Below are 17,511 nucleotides of genomic sequence, written 5' to 3' on the forward strand. Positions count from 1 at the left end.
ATCAGTCCGGTAACTGCATCCGACGCAGACCACGCCAGGCGGCTGCAAAAAATAACAATGCCAGCAGCGCAATGGCCACCAGGGCGACCCAAATGCCTCCCCACCCGGTCCCCCTGACAAAGGCATCGCGAGTCACATCAATGTAATAGCGAGCTGGCACAATGTTAGAAATGAGTGAAATGGGAAACGGAATATTACTCAACGGGTAGATAAAGCCCGAAAACAAAAAAGAGGCTAGAAAACCAGTAAATGCCACCCCCTGCACCGCCGCAATGCGATTACTAGAGCGGACGCCGATCAAAAGACCATAAAGAACACTGACCGTTGCAAATAAACAGGTTCCTAGCATCAATGGTAGGGGATTACCCGCCAACCCAATCCTAAACAGAAGCGAGCCCAAACCCATGATGCAAAGGGCTTCACCCATGGCCACAATGAAGTAGGCTAGCCCTTTACCCAGCAGCAGTTCAGTTGCACTTAAGTTAGAGGCATAAACCTGCACAATCGTGCCTTGTTCCTTCTCACGCACCATGGCGAGAGTTGCCAGCAAGGCCGGAAAGATGGCCAAGATAACGGCATAAAGCCCCGGCACGATGAAGAGAGATTCCTTGCGACCCGGATTGAACCAGAGGCGAATGCGGGCAACCACCTTAACTGTTCTAGATTGAAGTCCTTGATCCTGCACAAAGAAGTTAGTCGTTGCCCGTATGCTGTTGCGAATCACGCGGGCATTGTTCACATCGGTACCGTCCACCAGCACCTGGATAGGGCTGGATTTCTGGTCTTTGATGCGACGGGAAAAATCTGGTGGAATAATCACTGCCGCTTTAGCGCGTCCTTGATCAATGATCTCAATGGGCTCTCCCGACCCTGGGACAGGCTGAAACTGATTAGTGGCAAAGAGTCGTTCTACATAGCTACGACTGAGGGGAGTCATGTTAAAGTCCTGGATCGCCAGGGGAATATTTTTTGTCTCCAGTCGGATGGCATAGCCAAAAATCAGTAGCATCCCCAACGGCAGGATAAAGGCCAGGGCAAACGTCAAGAGATCGCGACGAAATTGAGCCAATTCTTTGATGCACTGAGACCAGATGCGCTTCATGGCTGTCCCCCCTGGGCTCGCTGGATAATGCCAATAAAGGCATCTTCCAGGGAGAATGGCACAGCCTGGATAGATTGAATGTCGAATTCTGCTGTGCTCAGTAATGAGCGGAGACGAGGCACGTCTATATCCGGCTGATCCAGAACAATGTGGAGACGATCGCCAAATAGGGATACTCGCCAATCCTCAAAATACTGTTTGAGTAAGTCGGAGACAACCTGAGGCTGGGGAATCTGCACTTCAAATAGCTGTCCCGGCTGGCTGGCCTTAATTTGACTCGGGGACCCATGGGCAACAATCTCCCCAGATGCCATAAATGCCATGCGATTGCAATGTTCAGCTTCTTCTAGATAGTGGGTGGTTACCAGCACTGCTGTGCCCTGATGGGTTAAGTCTTCAATTAATCGCCAGAACTGACGACGAGCCAAGGGATCCACACCGGATGTGGGCTCGTCTAAAAACAAAATTTCAGGTTCGTGCATCACTGATGCCCCAAAGGCCACCCGCTGTTTCCACCCACCTGGCAGTTGCCCCGTCATCAGGTCTGCTTTGCCCGTCAATCCACAAATGTCTAAAACCCAATTGATTTTGGCAGAGCGCTGACGACGGGGGACACCATAAACCCCACAGTAAAATTCCAAATTCTGTTGAATAGATAAGTCATCATAAAGGGTAAACTTCTGGCTCATGTAGCCCATCCGCTGACGTAGAGCACTGCTACGCAAATTGCGGGTTTGGCCGGCTAGTGTGACTTCACCTTGGGTAATGCCCAACAACCCACACAGCATCTTAATGGTGGTGGTTTTGCCAGCACCATTAGCCCCCAACAATCCATAAATTTCACCATAGCGGATGTCCAGGTTGACCGCTTTAACCGCCTGAAAATTGCCAAATGTCTTACTGAGGTCACGGGCACCAATGGCAATATCATCGCTGCTGTGGGCTGGCAATGGCCGCAGCCGAGGCAATGGCACAAAAGCAGGGTCCGACCCCTGTTGGCGCAGCTGGTTGACAAAGACATTTTCCAAAGTAGGCGCTGCTGGACGAATCGTGTTGATTGTGAGCTGATGTTGCCCCAGGAGAGCACGAATCTGGGTTTCACCAGTCTCTGCATCGTCAACCAGTACATCCAGGCGATCACCAAAGGTTTGTACATCCACAATCGGAGTAGACGGTTGAGCGAGTAACCCCTGTTCAGCGGTTTTGAGGTTGCTAGCGCGCACCTCTAAGCGTTGGAGCCCCAGATTATCCCGCAGCTGAGCCGGTGTTCCCATTTGCTGAATCTGGCCATCATACATCAGGGCAACACGATGGCAGCGCTCAGCCTCATCCATATAGGGTGTGGCCACCACAATGGTGACGCCCTGGTGGGAGAGGGTGGCCAGCACATCCCAAAACTCACGCCTGGAAACAGGATCTACACCCGTTGTCGGCTCATCCAGAAGTAATATCTGAGGTTGAGCAATCAGGGCACAGCACAGGGCCAACTTCTGTTTCATGCCACCAGACAGTTGACCAGCCAAACGATCTGAGAACGGCTCCAGATTCATCAGCCTGAGATATTGGTTGCGCCGCTGTTCAAAACGCTGGGGGGGCACTTCATGGAGACCAGCTACATACCGCATATTCTCATTCAGGCTGAGATCCAGATAGAGCGAAAAGTGTTGGGTGAGATAGCCCGTTTGCAAGCGAGCATCCCGAGGCGCACGCTCCAGAATGATCACATTTCCCGAGGTTGCCTCCATCACACCTGCCAAGATTTGGAACAGGGTGGTCTTGCCAGCACCATCAGGACCAATGAGGCCAAAGATTTCGCCCCGCCGCACCGTAAACGTCACCTCGTTTACAGCGGTTAGTTTGCCGTAACGCTTATAGAGTTCATCTACCTGGATAGCAGGGGTTTCGAGTGCGGTCTCTGGCTGCTCAATCTGACGAGTTGTTGAATGCATGATTTGATTTGTTCACCCATGATTAAGACAAAATCGGCATCATCATTCGAAATAAATTTCACCATCGGCAGGCATGCCAGGCTTTGCAAATCCATCAGGATTATCAATGCTGAGTCTGACACCAAACACCTGTTGCACCCGGTCTTCTCGGAAGTAGATATTTTCAGGCGTAAAGGAAGCCTGGGTATCAATGGCAATAACTCGGGCACTGAGGGGATTCTCGGGTGCTGAATCTAGAAAGACGCTGGCCGCTTGTCCTACTCGTACTTTGCCAATCTCTCCTTCAGGAATAAAACCACGCAGATAAACAGTGTCTAGATCAATTAAAGAAAGCAGCGTACTGCCGGTCGTCACCACTTCTCCCGGTTCAGCGCTGCGAGCGGTAACAACTCCAGCGAGGGGACTAGCAATGGTGAGATAGCCCATGCGAGCTTCAATTTCTCGCTGAACGGCTTCAGCCCTGGTCACATTATCCTGTGCAGCAACCGCCTGGGATTGTACCTGAATCAACTGTTTTTGCAAAACGTCTAACTCAGCCGTGCGAAGATCTGGATTGAGCCGGGTGGTTTGGGCCTGGGTCAATCCCCCTGCTGCGGCATCAACCTGTCTCTGAGCGGCGACAATGGCGGCTTCACGTACACCCAACCGGGCTTGGGTAGTTTCAAACGTCGTTTGGGCCTGGTCCGCACGCTCCTGGGTCGCGGCACCGACTTGGGCAAGCTTGATGTAGCGATCGCGTTCCACCCTGGCCAGATCCAAGTCTGATGTAGCCGCAATCAGCTGTGCCTCTGCTTCTGCTCGCTGCGCCTGAGCCGTAGCAAGATTAGCCTCGGCCTGGCTAACCTGACCCACTGTATCCCCCTGGGATTGTTCCAGACTCACCTGGGCTCGCCGAATTTGGCTTTGCAGTACCTCAATCTGCAATCGCGCCTGTCGTTCTCGCTGTTGGGCAGAGGCCAGCTGTGCTTTAGCCTCGTCTAATTGAGCCTGCACTTCATCATCATCAAGCCGAACGATCACTTGACCATCATTGACCTGGTCGCCTTCTCTGACAGCTACAAACTCCACTCGTCCTGATACTTTTGCACCCACGTCTGTCTCGTAGCCCTCAATGCGGCCACTCAACTGCAGCGTATCTGTGGGGGAACGTGATAAGAAGTAGGTCACGGAGAGACCACCACCCACCACCAAAAAACCTAACGGAAGCAAGACACGCAGCCTGTTTTTATGTTTACTTTTCGATACGTCAGAGGTAGTGGAATGGGGCTTAAACCGAGCAACTAATTGGTTGAGATTCAGCCGTGAACCTGGCAAATGCATGAACAGATCTCCTCATTAAAGGGGCGAGAGGATTTGACTTTTACAGCAGTTAAAACCTGCTCTATCTTGAACTTAGAAAATGGATATGAGGAAATTATGAGTACCCCACTAAGCATCGCTAAGCAATTTTCATGCCCCGTTCTAGGGAGTTTCTCTATGATTTCCTCAAAGTTGTTGCTGCTCTATTTTTGCTATGGGTATTGATTGACTGTGCTACTTAAGAAGCAAGTGAGGGCAACACTAAAATTGTTTGGACTATTATTATCCTATTCTTGAATTTTGTTGGTGCACTGATCTATGTCTTTGTGAGACGACCACAGCGTCGCCGGGAGTTAGCACAGTAAAGTCTAAGAGAAAACTTTCGGGATGGTGTAGTCATGAACCAAAGACCTCCCAAGGAGTCGACATTAAAATTCAATGCCAGTAGATAGGGAGCAAGGTAAGAAAAAACAGAAAAAACAACCGGTTTAAACAGCCAGCCCCCTATATCTACTCTGAGAGTGAATTGCCTCAGATAGTTTCTAAAAAGAAATGATCAGTTTCCTGAGCCTTCTTCTAGTGTTGAGAAGCAAAGGTACCTTTGCTTAGCCAACATTTCGGCATTAGAGCTTCAAAGCCAAATTAGGCACCTGAACCACCAGTATGATATGAAACTCCACGATACTTCAGGTCAAAAACTGGTGAAGACAGTGCTTTAACCAATTTGTGGAAGTGGAACGTAACACCTCGATATTTACCGACTTCTTCACTGTCGGCAATTGCGACCTTAGGAGCCTTATAGTCATAGCTAACGCCGCGATACTTGAGTTTCATAATGTCCCCCTGAAATTGTTAGAAAGTGGGATACCCTCATCCCACTTTGATGTTAGATAAAGAATTTGAGAATCTTATGAAGCCTGTGCTATACCCCCATAGTCTTCAGGTTTGGGTTGGTGGATAACCAGCTTAGGAACCACAATTAATTAGGCTCCACTATTGGATGTACAGACGTTGCATGCAATGTCTCTCCAGCATTAATTTTTGGATCTTATAAAATCCTTATCCCTTAAGCAGAATTGCTGCATCTGCCTCTATGACAGCTCGCTGTCTTCTAAGGACATTTCTGGTAAAGAAGCTACCAGTTATCCAGGCCCCCAACCCCCAATACTGGGGACATGGAAAGCACTTACAGCGTTAGAAACTCCCAGCAATCTTTCACAATCTAATCCGGGCTGGTAACTGTCCTGTCTTCGCCAGGTAATCATGCAGCTCATGGGGCTTGAGATGACACAGATCTCGAGCCAATTCATTCATTTTTAATGGCTTGGGTAATAGAGGCGTGCAAACTTCTCTCATCAGCCCTAGAATTTGGGGTGCCGCAATGATAATAAGTTGTCGAACGTGTTTAGACTCAACCAGATCTAGTACGGTTTTAGCAATAGATTTAGCAAATCGCCGTTCAAATTCAAGTTTATGACTCTGGCGATGGTCATCATATCTGTGGGACTGACCGCTCGCACCACGGTTACGTCCTGACTGAATATTTGACCATAGAGCCTTGCCGGGTAGTTCTCCCTCGAAACTCACCATACTTTTATGTTCAACTAGCGTTAGAACGTCCGGATCATACATAGGCAAGGTTGCTGGTTCTGAAGTGAAGAAACGAGCAACGGCTCCATTGATAGTAGCAACAAGCAATTTACCCATAGACTGTCTCAGTAATTTTGTAGAGTTCTATGTCACTAAACTGACGTGGTTACACCTGAGGAACTAGGCGCTATCATAACTAATATAATTCTATCGTTGAACAGTTGTATAGTTTACTCCTGAGATACATCTTGTAATCTCTTTGCTTATGAAAGCTCCATTTCAGTCTATATATCAATGGCGGATCCAGTTTCTAGCAACAATATTAACCGTCGTTTTAATCCTATTAGTGCCTGTTAAAACAGTCGCGAGTGATGTTGTCGATGTGTACTTCTTCCACAGTACAACCTGTCCCCATTGTCTGCGTCAGAAACCACTGATGGAGGATATTGATACCTACAATCCAGATGTGAAGGTACATCTGATTGAAGTGAGCGAAGAACCTCAAACGTGGCAAGATTTTAGGGAACGATATAACATCCGGTCTGGAGCCGTGCCTCGCACATTTGTTGGCGAAATGAGTTTTGTTGGCTATAGCGAGAGTGATGGCTCACTAGAATATGTACCAGCCTATGAGGGATATATCGGCTACCATAACCAGATTTTAGATGCGATCGCAACTGCTGTCGGCCACACGTTGCAGTTAGGCACCGCCACAAACACATTACAATTAGACACCGCCACAAACCCCTGGCAGTTTCCCTGGTTAGTACTAGGGTTACCGGGCATATATCTAATCAGTTTCCCATTCTTAAGAAGTCGTCTTCAATCCCCCCAAGCTCGACGCTATTGGTGGGGCGGCTTAGGAGCCATCTGCCTACTCAGTCTGTTTCTGCTAGTAAGCCTCACACCAGATACAATCATCAAGACCTTTGCTCAACAGTTACCCTTTCCACTATTTGTCTCAACCATTGCCCTGGCTGATGGGTTTAACCCTTGTGCCTTTACCGTCTTAATCATTTTGTTGTCGTTGCTCACCCACACTAAACGACGAAGAGATATGCTTCTGATTGGGGGCACGTTTATTATTACATCAGCAGCAATGTATTTCCTGTTCATCATGGTGATGATTGGCATGGGGGCATTGTTACTAGAGCACTATGGTCAATGGTTCTTACTCGTGTTAGGAGTTGGAGTTGCGATCGCCGGATTAATCAACATCAAAGACTACTTTTGGTTTAAGCAAGGTGTTTCCCTCTCTCTATCGGCCGACGAACAGCGCACCATTACCCAAAAGGCCAGCCGCATTGTTCGTGCCCTAAACGAGCCCCAGACAAATCGACTCAAGTTCCTCGCAGCGCTGGGCAGTACAGTCATTCTGGCCATTTTTGTGAATACCGTTGAACTGGGTTGTACAGCCATCTTACCTGTGGTCTACATGACAACCTTGGTAAACTATTGCAACATTCAAAGTGTAGACGGTACTTTCCTATGCCAAACCACATGGACTTTTCTGTATGCCGTCCTCTATATCGTGCCTTTGGGGCTCATCCTGGCAAATTTCATCTATTCCTTTGAGTCCACTCGATTGAGTGAAAGCCAGGGCCGCCGTCTTAAATTAGTGGGCGGATTGTTTATGTTATTCTTTGGGCTAGTGATGATTTTTCAGCCAGAATTATTGTTATTAACTTAAACTTGGCGTCGAAATAACGTGTCTCCAAAACGACTCTAATTGAGCATACGCAATTCCTTTAAGAAGCTTGTGAAGATAGGAATCAAACCTTAGATTAAGTGATCATTTGCTCCAACGCCTGTTGCAACTCTTGGGTCAGGTCCATCACCGCCTGTCTTCCAGCCCTGCGGTTGGTTTGATACATAGGCCAGCGCTCTGTCACCGAAATCGGCTCACCGATGGTGAGTGTGGCCCGACGAGCAGCTAACCGGGGCCGACAGGGGTGTTTATCACCTCGCAGACGGGCCAGCATATCAAACATCAGGAAGGTGGTCTCTGCACAGCGTTCAAAGGACGGTTTTTCCTTCAGGTAGGTCTCGGTAACCGCCACAAAAGTTTCCACCAGGCGCATATGGAGCATTCGCAAACTGGCTTCTTGAGCTACCCAGTCTGCTAAACCTCGATCTAAAGGCGATAGGGTGCTGCGATCCGGCAAATCATCTCGATAAATATAGGTCCAACCCGCTTCCTCTAAACGGCGACAGCGTTCCGCCAGATTGCCATGGGCCGAAATGCCAAAGTATTGCTCACCCACCTGCAGAGCAGCCTGCAGCAGTGCTTGCAGTCGTGTTAAGCAAGCAGATTGGGCATCAGCATCAAACTGAAAAGAGAGCTGTTTTTGGTGATAAAAACGACTGTAAAACGTTGCCATCTTGCTCAGCAGATGATCTCCAAGGCGCATGATGCGTTGATAAATAATCTTCTCAGATACTGCGCTATGACTGACATCGGCAGGTAATCCGCTATCCCTTTCTAATCGAGCTAACAATCGTCCCAAACGTGACCAAGCAGGTTTCACATACCGATACTGGATATTGATAGGAATGATATAAACCGATTCACTGCGACCTGCTTTGGCCAAATCTTCAGCACACCAGAATGCTAATTGAGCAGTTCCCATCTCCAAAGGACCCACTCGCTCACTGTGACCATTGGTGGCCCCCTCCGGAGCCACCGTCATGGGCCAAAGGCCCTGACTCAACATCTGTCGCGCCTGTCGTAGCCCTGACCAATCGGGTTGTCGTCCGCGGCGAATGGGAATCCCACCCAGATGAGAGAGCGCCCAACCGAGCCAGGTTCCTGCCCAAAGTGGCATTCCCCGTTCATAGAGAAAATGGGTATGGAGCGGCGTTCGTAACTGAATACGCTGTTGCCGAGCAGCCTGAGGAACGGCCCTGGATAGCAGATACAAGCCACAGAGAGGATCATCCACTTCTACATGACGAAAGGCCATTAGAAAGCGTAGGTTCCCTTGTTGAAACTGTTGGTAGAACTCCGCTAGCACTCTACCGTTGGTCACCTGAATCTGGGTGATACCTGCCGGTAACCAGGGTGACAGACGCACACGCAACAGTATGGGCAAAATTCTATGAACCACCTTCAGCAACCAGGCGCTGTAGGCAGGGGCAATAAATCCTAATGGGGGCTGAACACCATCAATACTTTGGGGCATCTGAACGCAGTCTTCATCAAAGGAAAACGAATATCGAACTCACCGCAACACTCCTAACCAGGACCATAACACCTATCCAGCATCAAGTATCCAGAAATATAGCAAATGCGGCTATGTGAGGTGCAAGACAAGCTACAAACTCTGTAAATCCAAAGAATGGTTCGGGAGGATGAAACCTTGGACAACTTAATAAGCGATAAATGACGGGCTAGTCGATAAGTGTTTGACCCGTCATTTTTTTATCACTCACCAAAATACCTGAGGGCGTTTGGGTTCACTAAATCTAAATTCTCCATAAAATCCTCATATTAGTTATTTAACCTAAAGTAAGCCTTAGAGATCAGCTAATCCTAGATAGATCTAATTCCTATGATTTGACCACCAGATGAGATTCTTACCCTCTCCATTAGAAGAGGTCGGTGGTCTAGGGAGATTATGTTTTTAGATCGCTAAAACCTTTGTGCCAGAAGCAAAACAGCAAAGTAGCACAAGGCAGTATCTTTGTCTTTTCTTACACAATTATTAATCTATACTCTTGAAGATAACCATGAAAAAAATTCAGTTAAGTCAAACAGGGATTGACGTCAGCTGTTTATGCCTAGGAACACTGCGGTTTGGAACCCTTAACACGTATGAACAATCAGCCCAGCTGCTGGACATTTATTTGGAAGCTGGAGGCATGTTCATTGACACAGGCAACAGCTACAATCAATGGAGTGCCAACGGCAAGGGTGGCGAAAGCGAAGTTGTAGTTGGCCGGTGGCTTCGGGAACGGAGCAACCGAGATGATCTCTTCATTGCCAGTAAAGTTGGTTTTGGTTATGGGGAAGTGCCTGATGGTCTAGCTGCATCAACTATTATTTCTGAATGCGACAACAGTCTGAAGCGGTTAGGTATTGATCATTTAGATCTCTACTATGCCCACAAGGATGATCCAAGCACGCCCCTAGAGGAGACGCTAGAGGCGTTTCACTCATTGGTAAAAGCCGGTAAGGTCAGGTTTGTCGGGGCGAGTAATTATTATGCTTGGCGTTTAGCAGATGCAGATGCGATCGCAACAGCTCAAGGGTGGAACGGGTTTACCTGTATCGAACAGCGATTTACCTACCTACGCCCAACTCCTGGCGCAGATTTTGGTGATCAGCGCCTCATCAACCAAAACTTAATGAGCTATGGTGACGCCCGAGGAAAAACCATGCTGCCCTACACACCACTCCTACGGGGAGCCTATGTCCGAGCTGATCGCCCCATCTCAGCTGCTTATGCTGGACCAGATACAGAAGCCCGGATAGCTGCATTACGGGAAGTCGCCCAAGAACTTAACGCTACCGCCAATCAAGTTGTGTTGGCCTGGATGATGCATCGCCAACCGCCCCTGTTACCTGTTTTTTCAGGTGGTCGGGGCGACCACCTGAAAGAAAACCTGGGGGCGTTAGACCTGACCTTGTCAACTAAGCAGATGGCAAAGCTCAACAACGCGGGTCACTGTGTGAATGAAGAACCTAACTAGGGTTGGAGCATTTACTTTCATAAGATTCTCATAATGTGTTTTTAGCATTATTGCGGTTTCAACTCAAATATATATCTGTTATCCACACTAAAGAAAAAGATAAGGACTGTATCCCACCCTGGCTCGAAAGATTATTGCAAACGCACCTTTCAACACGGTAGAAGATGTTCTCAATATGCCAGGACTCAGCGAGCGAGAAATCGATATTCTGAAAGACAATCTAGAGAATTTTGTAGTGACTCTGTCTGAACCGGCACTAATCGAAGGTGGGGATCGAATTAATCCTGGTATTTATAAGTGAACCATCAACAGCAGCAATCTTTTTTATAACCAGAAGAGTAATGTAACCAACAATATCGGTAACGATTCATTGCTTGAAGCGCTCACCATGGGCACCTATATTTCAAACTTAGTTCTAGCTAAATAGTTTTATTAGACAGCTAGAATATACTAATGAGTCGAAAGTATTGTCCGTTTAGTTTTTCCTGTGAAGCAATTACTCAAACACCGGGGCTATTGGCGGCTCAGTGTCCTAATTTAGTGGCTTGTTCAGAACTGGCTAAAGCTGACGAAAACGTTGGAACAGTTAATCTTCAAGTGGGTGATGAAGCACAGGCACAGCATTCTGTAACGATGTCGGCTAACTCGGCGGCCACACTAATGTTACGACAGCGGGGCAACCCTCAAGACCTGGATTCGCTGGGGATTGTGTCACTGATGGAGACACTCCAAGAAGCCATGGCTGAGTTGGAAACCCAATTCGCTCAGTTAGAACCGGACAGCAAACAGTATATTGCTCCTGAGGGAACGGAAGTGCATGCCTATGCGGTTAAGCGGCCTTACGGTACCTATTGGTACAACAAACTGGCGGCCCATAGGGAAATGTTTCATCCCCAGGCACAGCAGCGATTGGTGCGGCACATTCATTTGGGTAAAACGGGCGAGCCACGCCATCGGGAAGCACAGGCGGGAATTGAGCGACGCAATCAGTTGGTCAAAACTCGGACACAGCTGATGCAGGCGGCCAAGGCATTGGAAGAAGCGCTCTCGATCCTACAAAATCCACGTTCCTAAAACTCTGTTCAGCCGCAGGATTACTAGGAAAATCTTTGATACTTTTGTACCAGTATGAGAGTTACCCATGGCTAAATCCGATCCACAACCCACATTTATTGAGTTCCAAGATGACAGGCTCCAAAAGCCTGTAGTGCCCCAGGCAACTCGTGAGCCTGATTGGGTAGATCGGTTTCTTGAGAATCGGGAGGTAAGACCCAGTACAAAGAAAACCTACACTCGTCAGCTGCGGCAATTTCAGCGGTGGTTAGCTGGAAAGGGATGGCCAGATGTCACCTAGCAGGAGTTAACTCGCTATAAGACTCATCTAAAAACGACACCTAAGGCCAATTCATTCAGCCTAATATTCCCCCCATCACCAGAGTTTCTCTGCCAATAGCAGAAACTCCTTAAGCTAATGGTGATTGAAACGGTAAGACATAGATAGCTCTCACAGCCAAGCACTAAAAATAATCAAACGTACGACGCAAGATAAGTTCATTATCTGCTGTAATCGTTCGAGTACCATTCTCCATCATTGAGATCAACCCCTGACTAATTCCAGTTAGCATCGCCAACTTACGCTGACTCCATCCCTTTTCCACCCTAAGACTCTTAACCTCCTCCGGAGTCAACTTCGGTACCGCAGGTTCTATCTCAACAGGTTCTTCTGCCGCCTCCCCAGATGGAAGATTTGCCGTATCCCAACTCTCAGGAGGAGCAATCAACAACTGAGCCTTCAACAACTGATCAAAAAATCCCCTAGGCCGACGAGACGTATCCCGCCCAAACCCCGACGGTTGAATCTCAACCGGATACGTCTCAGCATCAAACGTAATCTGCCAACCCCGATCATGTAACGCCAGCAAATCCTCATCCCACGTATTCGTCAGCTTCTTCCGCAGCTGATTATCCGACTGCGCATTGTGCACCCGTTCCACACCATAGGCCACCTCTAACAAAGTCCGCACTGGCAACGGATGCTGTGGACTAAACTGCGCCTTAAACAACAGCCATACCATCAATCGAGCCGCCCCCGCCCGGTGCTGCCAAATGCTCATCACACTTTCCAACAGTGATTTCGGTAACACACCTGGGTTAACCGGCAGCTCCTGTTCCTGAGCTGTCTCCTCATTCAAAAAGTACTTAGCCCACAGCCCCGCCTTCACCACAAAGGACATCCCAGTCAGCTCTTTATTACCAAAATTATCCTGCTGATAATGATGGCGAGTACCCAGGAGGTGCCACAGGCGGCCTTCCTCAACTGTAAACCCCTTTCGCTTGCCGTAGCGCGGCCAGGAAATAAGCGTCGTAATCTTACAAGGCTGTTTAACAATCTCCTCAATCAGCGCTAGCTTCTCACGACGATTCTTATCGGTACGTCGCTGCAAACCAAGATAAGCCTCAATTTGGCGATCATCAATCACCAACTCCTCTTCCCAGGGCCGCTCCATCTGAGACGCATGGGCCGCCAGGATCAGGTGTATACACGCCGCCCGAATATCAAACGTATCAATAACCGCCAGAGCAGCTGCCCCCGCTAGCGCAGCAGGGTGTTCTTCCTCTGTATTGTCCGCAATCCAGAAACAAATTGCCCCCTTGCCATCATTAACCTCACGGCTATAAATCAGCTTGCCATCGGGATCAGTTGTCCAAGGCAACTGCTGACGCTGGGTGAGAATATTGCTCGCTTCCCAGATTGGCAATGAGGACGTTACTTTAGTCAGCGATCCCTGATCAAACAGATCTGGATTTGTTTTAGGACGCTCACCTGGGGCCACTTTGGTAGTAGGCCGTTTCTGCTGCGTCGCGACAGAACGACTTGCCCGCGTCTCAGCATCTAGTTTTTTGTTAGATTTTGAGGCCATTAGATTCCCTGACTTCAACATTGTCCACGTCCAGTACGGTCATGTTGACCTAGAAGCACCTGCAGACTTGGACGTGGTTTAGAGAGCACTGGACAGGCAAGAAGAAAACATGCCAAGCTTCACACCACGCGGTGAATTATAGCGCCATATTCACACATATGAGGACAACTTACAGAAAGCGTGAATATTCTCATAGTCGTGATTACATTTGGCCTCAAAACTTCCATTTGATTACAAAAGTCTCTAGACCCTGTCACCTAAATTGAGACAACAATAGTCAACACACCATATGGCAACAGCTTTAGGTGATTACAAATATTTCTAGAACCCAAGCTCGATTACAAGTAAATCTAGAACCTAGCCCCGAAACACAGATCACACAAACCCTTGAAGTGATTACATTTAGAGCTGATAATGGCTGTGATTACAGGTTTTCTCTAGAGCCTGAGCCCAAAGTTGATTACAACAAAGCCTAGAGCCTAGACCTGATTACAAAAACCTCTAGAACTTGGGCCTGATTACAGGATTACTCTAGAGCCCAACCCTAGAAAATCGGTTAGAAGCCTCATTGAAGTGATTACATTTAGAGCTGATAATGGCTGTGATTACAGGTTTTCTCTAGAGCCTGAGCCCAAAGTTGATTACAACAAAGCCTAGAGCCTAGACCTGATTACAAAAACCTCTAGAACTTGGGCCTGATTACAGGATTACTCTAGAGCCCAGTACCTAAAGTACGGTGTTGATGGGGAGTTTAAAGGTGTTGCTTGGGGTCCCTCCAAGTTCCCTTTCCGGAAGTAATCAAGCTATCTCAATAGGCATACTGGGGTTTCCCCATGGCAGGGTCGGAACAAGGTTTACGGGTCCTAGGTTCGATCATTACTATGATTACACATCTCCTCTAAAGCCCGAGCCCAAAACTGATTACATCTGAGTCTAGGGCTTTAACCCAATTACAACAATCTCTAGAACCTGGTACCTGTAATCACGCTAGAACATTCCAAGAAGGTGGCATCTAGAAGCAAAACCCTAATCTTGATTACATTCTTATTCTAGAGCCCAATCCCAAAGTGATTACAAAATTACAAACATAGGGTTCTGATTACATCAATACTCTAGAGCCCGGCCCCTACAGTGATTACATCCATGGTGTCCAAAGGGATTGATTACACGATTTATCTAGGGCCTGGTACCCATAATGATTACAAATTAGTTCTAGAACATAGACCGGAAAATTCTAGGTCCCTTACCCCAAACTATCTAGACCCCATACCCAAAATTTTGATTATTGTTATGTGATATTTCCCAACAACAAAAGAGTTTGATGTTTTTGGCCCTCTCAGAAGCCAAGCCATGATTACAAATTTTCTGTTATCAGAACAATCCAGGCAAGATTTTGTAATCAGACAGTCTGCTATAAGCATTGAAGTCAACATGAGTAGTTCATTTGTATAAGGCACACAATTAAAATTCAGCACTTTCTAGTGCTTTAGACCACTGTGAAACAGAATATTGCTATTGCTGATTTAGAGTATGAAACGATCTGTCAGACATGCTATCAACCAGCATCTTTCAGATGAAATCATACCGAGGATCAGCAATGCCAGGATTATCCAGTTCTGTTCTTTTGGATTCCTACCCTTAGCCTCTAAATAAAGCAGGATTCCTGCTTACAGCTAGGGTTGTTTTGTGTTGCCGAAATACAGGTCTACTCGTAGACAGCGGGAATCACTCGTCTGAGTGCAGCAACATCCCGATGCTGTTAACGGAACTGTGGACCTAAGCGTGACATTGGCTCTGCCAAATCCATTTGAATACGTGCAAGAACGAAACAATCGATTTCTTGCACTATTTTCCCATCGTCACGATTACATCTACGCGAACCATCCATCCCCAGGCAAACGCCCCCAATGGCAAACGGAAAGTCGGCATCCATTATCAGACCGACTGATTGAACAGGGTACTTATTTATATGGTGTGCGATTTGGGAAAGAAACCCAGTACGCCATGGTCGATATTGATATCGGTAGCGCGTACCACCCCAGGCGAGATCCCATTGCCTTTCAAAAACTGACTGAAGCACTGGAACCCTTAGGTCTTGTGTCAGCCATCACCTGCACCTCATCCGATAGTCAGGGTCTGCACCTATATTTTCCATTTTCAGAATCACTGACAGCTTGGGAAGTGGGCAGTGGCATCACATTGCTTCTGGAAAGTCAGGGCTTTAAGGTCACCCCCGGTCAGCTTGAAGTCTTTCCCAATGCTCGGTTATACACCATCGAAAGTACTCCGAACTTATTTAACGCCCACCGGCTACCGCTACAGCGTGGGTCGTATTTACTCAATGATGATCTAGACCCGATCTGGACCGACCAGACTACCTTTGTCGAACAGTGGAAACAATGCCAGGGACGCAACAATCTAAATAATGCGATACTACAGCGGATCATTCGACAGAAGAAACGGCGCAGTTATCGTCTCTCGAATAAGGCTGATAAGTTTCTAAACGACCTCAATGCTGAAATCGAGCAAGGTTGGACCGACCATGGCCAAACAAATCGATTACTGGGTCGAATCACCATGCGCACCTATGTATTTCACCATGTGATGTACGGTGGTGAACCGCTAATCGGTGACAGTCTAATCAAAGAAGTTCTAACTATAGCCAAAGCATTGCCGGGCTATGAGTTGTGGTGTCGTCATCAGCATGAAATCGAAGACCGCGTTTCAGAATGGGTCAGCTGCATCGAGAAAAGTCACTACTTCCACTATGGAGAACAGTTTGGAAAATATAAATCTAAAAAGGAAAAGAAGGAAAAGTCTGAATCTGAAAATACTGAACCCAGTTGGAATAAACAGCAGAGTCAAAAAACCAAGGACAAGATTCAAGCAGCACTCAAAGAACTCTCAGACAAAAACGAACTTCCAGAACAGGCCACTGCTAGATTCAATGCCCTTAGAAAATTTGGCATCGGAGGTGGGTCTCTATATCGCTACAAAGAACTGTGGCATCCACTCTGGAAAACACAGGAGAACTGCCCAAACACACCCCAAATTAACAATGAATCTGGACAGTTTGGCCAAGCTAACGCACCAAACTGTCACAGCTCCACAAGCTTATTACAAGGGATAGATGGTAATGATAATGAAACCAATGGTTCTAGCGATCTGAAATCTGTTGCATCTCAGCCAGAGGGTGGTAATCCCCATCAAGAAGAGATTCAGCGTATCCGGGAAATCTTGTCGAAGGCTCAGGTCGCTGTCGATTTACAGGCAGCTCAGGAGGTTGTAGAGGCTGAAGAAGTAATGGCTCAGGAGTCTAGGGCAGCTCACCTGCAGCAGATGGCTTACTGGCTAACGTTGGATGACCCGATTTTGATGGCGGAGGCGTTGGCATGGTTACGGCAACAGCCGCCTGAGCTATGTGCTGAGCTGGTGGATATGGAGCTGTCAGAGGCGAAGCAGCAGTCATTAGAAACGATTGTGGAGATAGTGGAGCAGCTGCAGAAGTTGGATTGGGGACCGGGAAGGATTCAGGAGGAGTTGCGAAGCTTCTTCGAAGCGGCTATAGCCCCATCAGGCATGGCTTCGCTAGCGCCAACGCAATTCACCACATCCTCGCTGGCCCATCTCACGGCTGAACAAAGACAACAGTGGTTATCTTATTTGCGAGCCTTCTCTGGAGAGACCTCGTCGACGCATCCTGACACAGGATAACTCTCTAGCCACCCTTGGCCCTATGGGCTGAGTTAACGGAAGCAGTGAAAAGTAGCCCAACTGATGTGAGGGTGCGATCGCAAATGTAGTGCCCCCCAAGACCATAGCCGATTAGAAATAGGCTGATGGCAAGCCCAAGATGCCAAAAGAGGTAGCTCTTTTCAAGAGATTTATAGAAAGGGTTTTGAAGCATATCTTTCGCATATTTGAAATAGAGTACCCCTATTTGTTTGCGATCCTTTTT

General features: G+C 47.7%; 14 protein-coding genes. 7 read left to right on the forward strand and 7 right to left on the reverse strand.

Annotated features, from left to right (window positions below; translation table 11 throughout):
- Position 1 precedes the first annotated feature (1 nt).
- The 3 genes from QGP82_RS06265 to QGP82_RS06275 are packed head-to-tail and all read right to left on the reverse strand — an operon-like array spanning position 2 to position 4,371.
- Complete coding sequence (locus QGP82_RS06265) at positions 2-1,102, reverse strand: ABC transporter permease (protein WP_499057790.1); 1,101 nt, start codon at positions 1,100-1,102, stop codon at positions 2-4.
- The gene (locus QGP82_RS06270; protein WP_499057792.1) at positions 1,099-3,051 is read right to left on the reverse strand and encodes an ATP-binding cassette domain-containing protein; all 1,953 of its coding nucleotides are present in this window, start codon (positions 3,049-3,051) and stop codon (positions 1,099-1,101) included. The genes QGP82_RS06265 and QGP82_RS06270 overlap by 4 nt, the downstream gene beginning before the upstream one ends.
- Before the next feature lie 42 nt (positions 3,052-3,093).
- Complete coding sequence (locus tag QGP82_RS06275) at positions 3,094-4,371, reverse strand: HlyD family secretion protein (RefSeq protein WP_499057794.1); 1,278 nt, start codon at positions 4,369-4,371, stop codon at positions 3,094-3,096.
- Between the two features lie 245 nt (positions 4,372-4,616).
- Here QGP82_RS06275 and QGP82_RS06280 point away from each other — a divergent pair, with 245 nt between their 5' ends.
- Positions 4,617-4,715 carry a PLDc N-terminal domain-containing protein gene (locus tag QGP82_RS06280; RefSeq protein WP_348918298.1) on the forward strand — a complete coding sequence of 33 codons (99 nt, stop codon included), beginning with the start codon at positions 4,617-4,619 and terminating at the stop codon, positions 4,713-4,715.
- Between the two features lie 277 nt (positions 4,716-4,992).
- Here the strand turns inward: QGP82_RS06280 and QGP82_RS06285 are convergent, their stop codons facing one another.
- Together QGP82_RS06285 and QGP82_RS06290 are read right to left on the reverse strand one after the other, a co-directional pair.
- Positions 4,993-5,184, reverse strand: coding sequence for a DUF4278 domain-containing protein (locus QGP82_RS06285; protein ID WP_163671264.1), 192 nt, complete (start codon positions 5,182-5,184; stop codon positions 4,993-4,995).
- 381 nt (positions 5,185-5,565) lie between these two features.
- Positions 5,566-6,057, reverse strand: a complete 492-nt coding sequence (locus QGP82_RS06290; protein ID WP_163671265.1) for a host attachment protein — start codon at positions 6,055-6,057, stop codon at positions 5,566-5,568.
- 148 nt (positions 6,058-6,205) lie between these two features.
- Between QGP82_RS06290 and QGP82_RS06295 the strand changes: the two genes are divergently transcribed.
- Complete coding sequence (locus QGP82_RS06295; RefSeq protein ID WP_499057796.1) at positions 6,206-7,630, forward strand: glutaredoxin family protein; 1,425 nt, start codon at positions 6,206-6,208, stop codon at positions 7,628-7,630.
- Positions 7,631-7,724: 94 nt separating this feature from the next.
- Here QGP82_RS06295 and QGP82_RS06300 read toward each other — a convergent pair whose 3' ends face one another.
- Positions 7,725-9,122, reverse strand: coding sequence for a lysophospholipid acyltransferase family protein (locus QGP82_RS06300; RefSeq protein WP_499057798.1), 1,398 nt, complete (start codon positions 9,120-9,122; stop codon positions 7,725-7,727).
- 547 nt (positions 9,123-9,669) lie between these two features.
- Here QGP82_RS06300 and QGP82_RS06305 point away from each other — a divergent pair.
- From QGP82_RS06305 to QGP82_RS06320, 4 genes are all read left to right on the forward strand, one after another.
- A complete protein-coding gene (locus QGP82_RS06305) occupies positions 9,670-10,632 on the forward strand; it encodes an aldo/keto reductase (RefSeq protein ID WP_499057801.1) in 963 nt (320 codons plus the stop codon).
- 106 nt (positions 10,633-10,738) lie between these two features.
- A complete protein-coding gene (psbU, locus tag QGP82_RS06310; protein ID WP_499057894.1) occupies positions 10,739-10,933 on the forward strand; it encodes a photosystem II complex extrinsic protein PsbU in 195 nt (64 codons plus the stop codon).
- 152 nt (positions 10,934-11,085) lie between these two features.
- Positions 11,086-11,706 carry a hypothetical protein gene (locus QGP82_RS06315; RefSeq protein ID WP_499057804.1) on the forward strand — a complete coding sequence of 207 codons (621 nt, stop codon included), beginning with the start codon at positions 11,086-11,088 and terminating at the stop codon, positions 11,704-11,706.
- Between the two features lie 67 nt (positions 11,707-11,773).
- Entirely contained in the window at positions 11,774-11,986 is a 213-nt protein-coding gene (locus tag QGP82_RS06320) for a hypothetical protein (RefSeq protein ID WP_499057807.1), read from the forward strand.
- 163 nt (positions 11,987-12,149) lie between these two features.
- Here the strand turns inward: QGP82_RS06320 and QGP82_RS06325 are convergent, their stop codons facing one another.
- Complete coding sequence (locus QGP82_RS06325) at positions 12,150-13,553, reverse strand: helix-turn-helix domain-containing protein (protein ID WP_163697027.1); 1,404 nt, start codon at positions 13,551-13,553, stop codon at positions 12,150-12,152.
- Positions 13,554-15,290: 1,737 nt separating this feature from the next.
- Here QGP82_RS06325 and QGP82_RS06330 point away from each other — a divergent pair.
- Positions 15,291-17,267, forward strand: a complete 1,977-nt coding sequence (locus QGP82_RS06330; RefSeq protein WP_499057811.1) for a hypothetical protein — start codon at positions 15,291-15,293, stop codon at positions 17,265-17,267.
- The last annotated feature ends 244 nt before the right edge of the window (positions 17,268-17,511 follow it).

Origin of the sequence: Leptothoe sp. LEGE 181152 (genome assembly GCF_032906605.1) — a bacterium.
Classification (GTDB): Bacteria; Cyanobacteriota; Cyanobacteriia; order Phormidesmidales; family Phormidesmidaceae; genus Leptothoe; species Leptothoe turfae.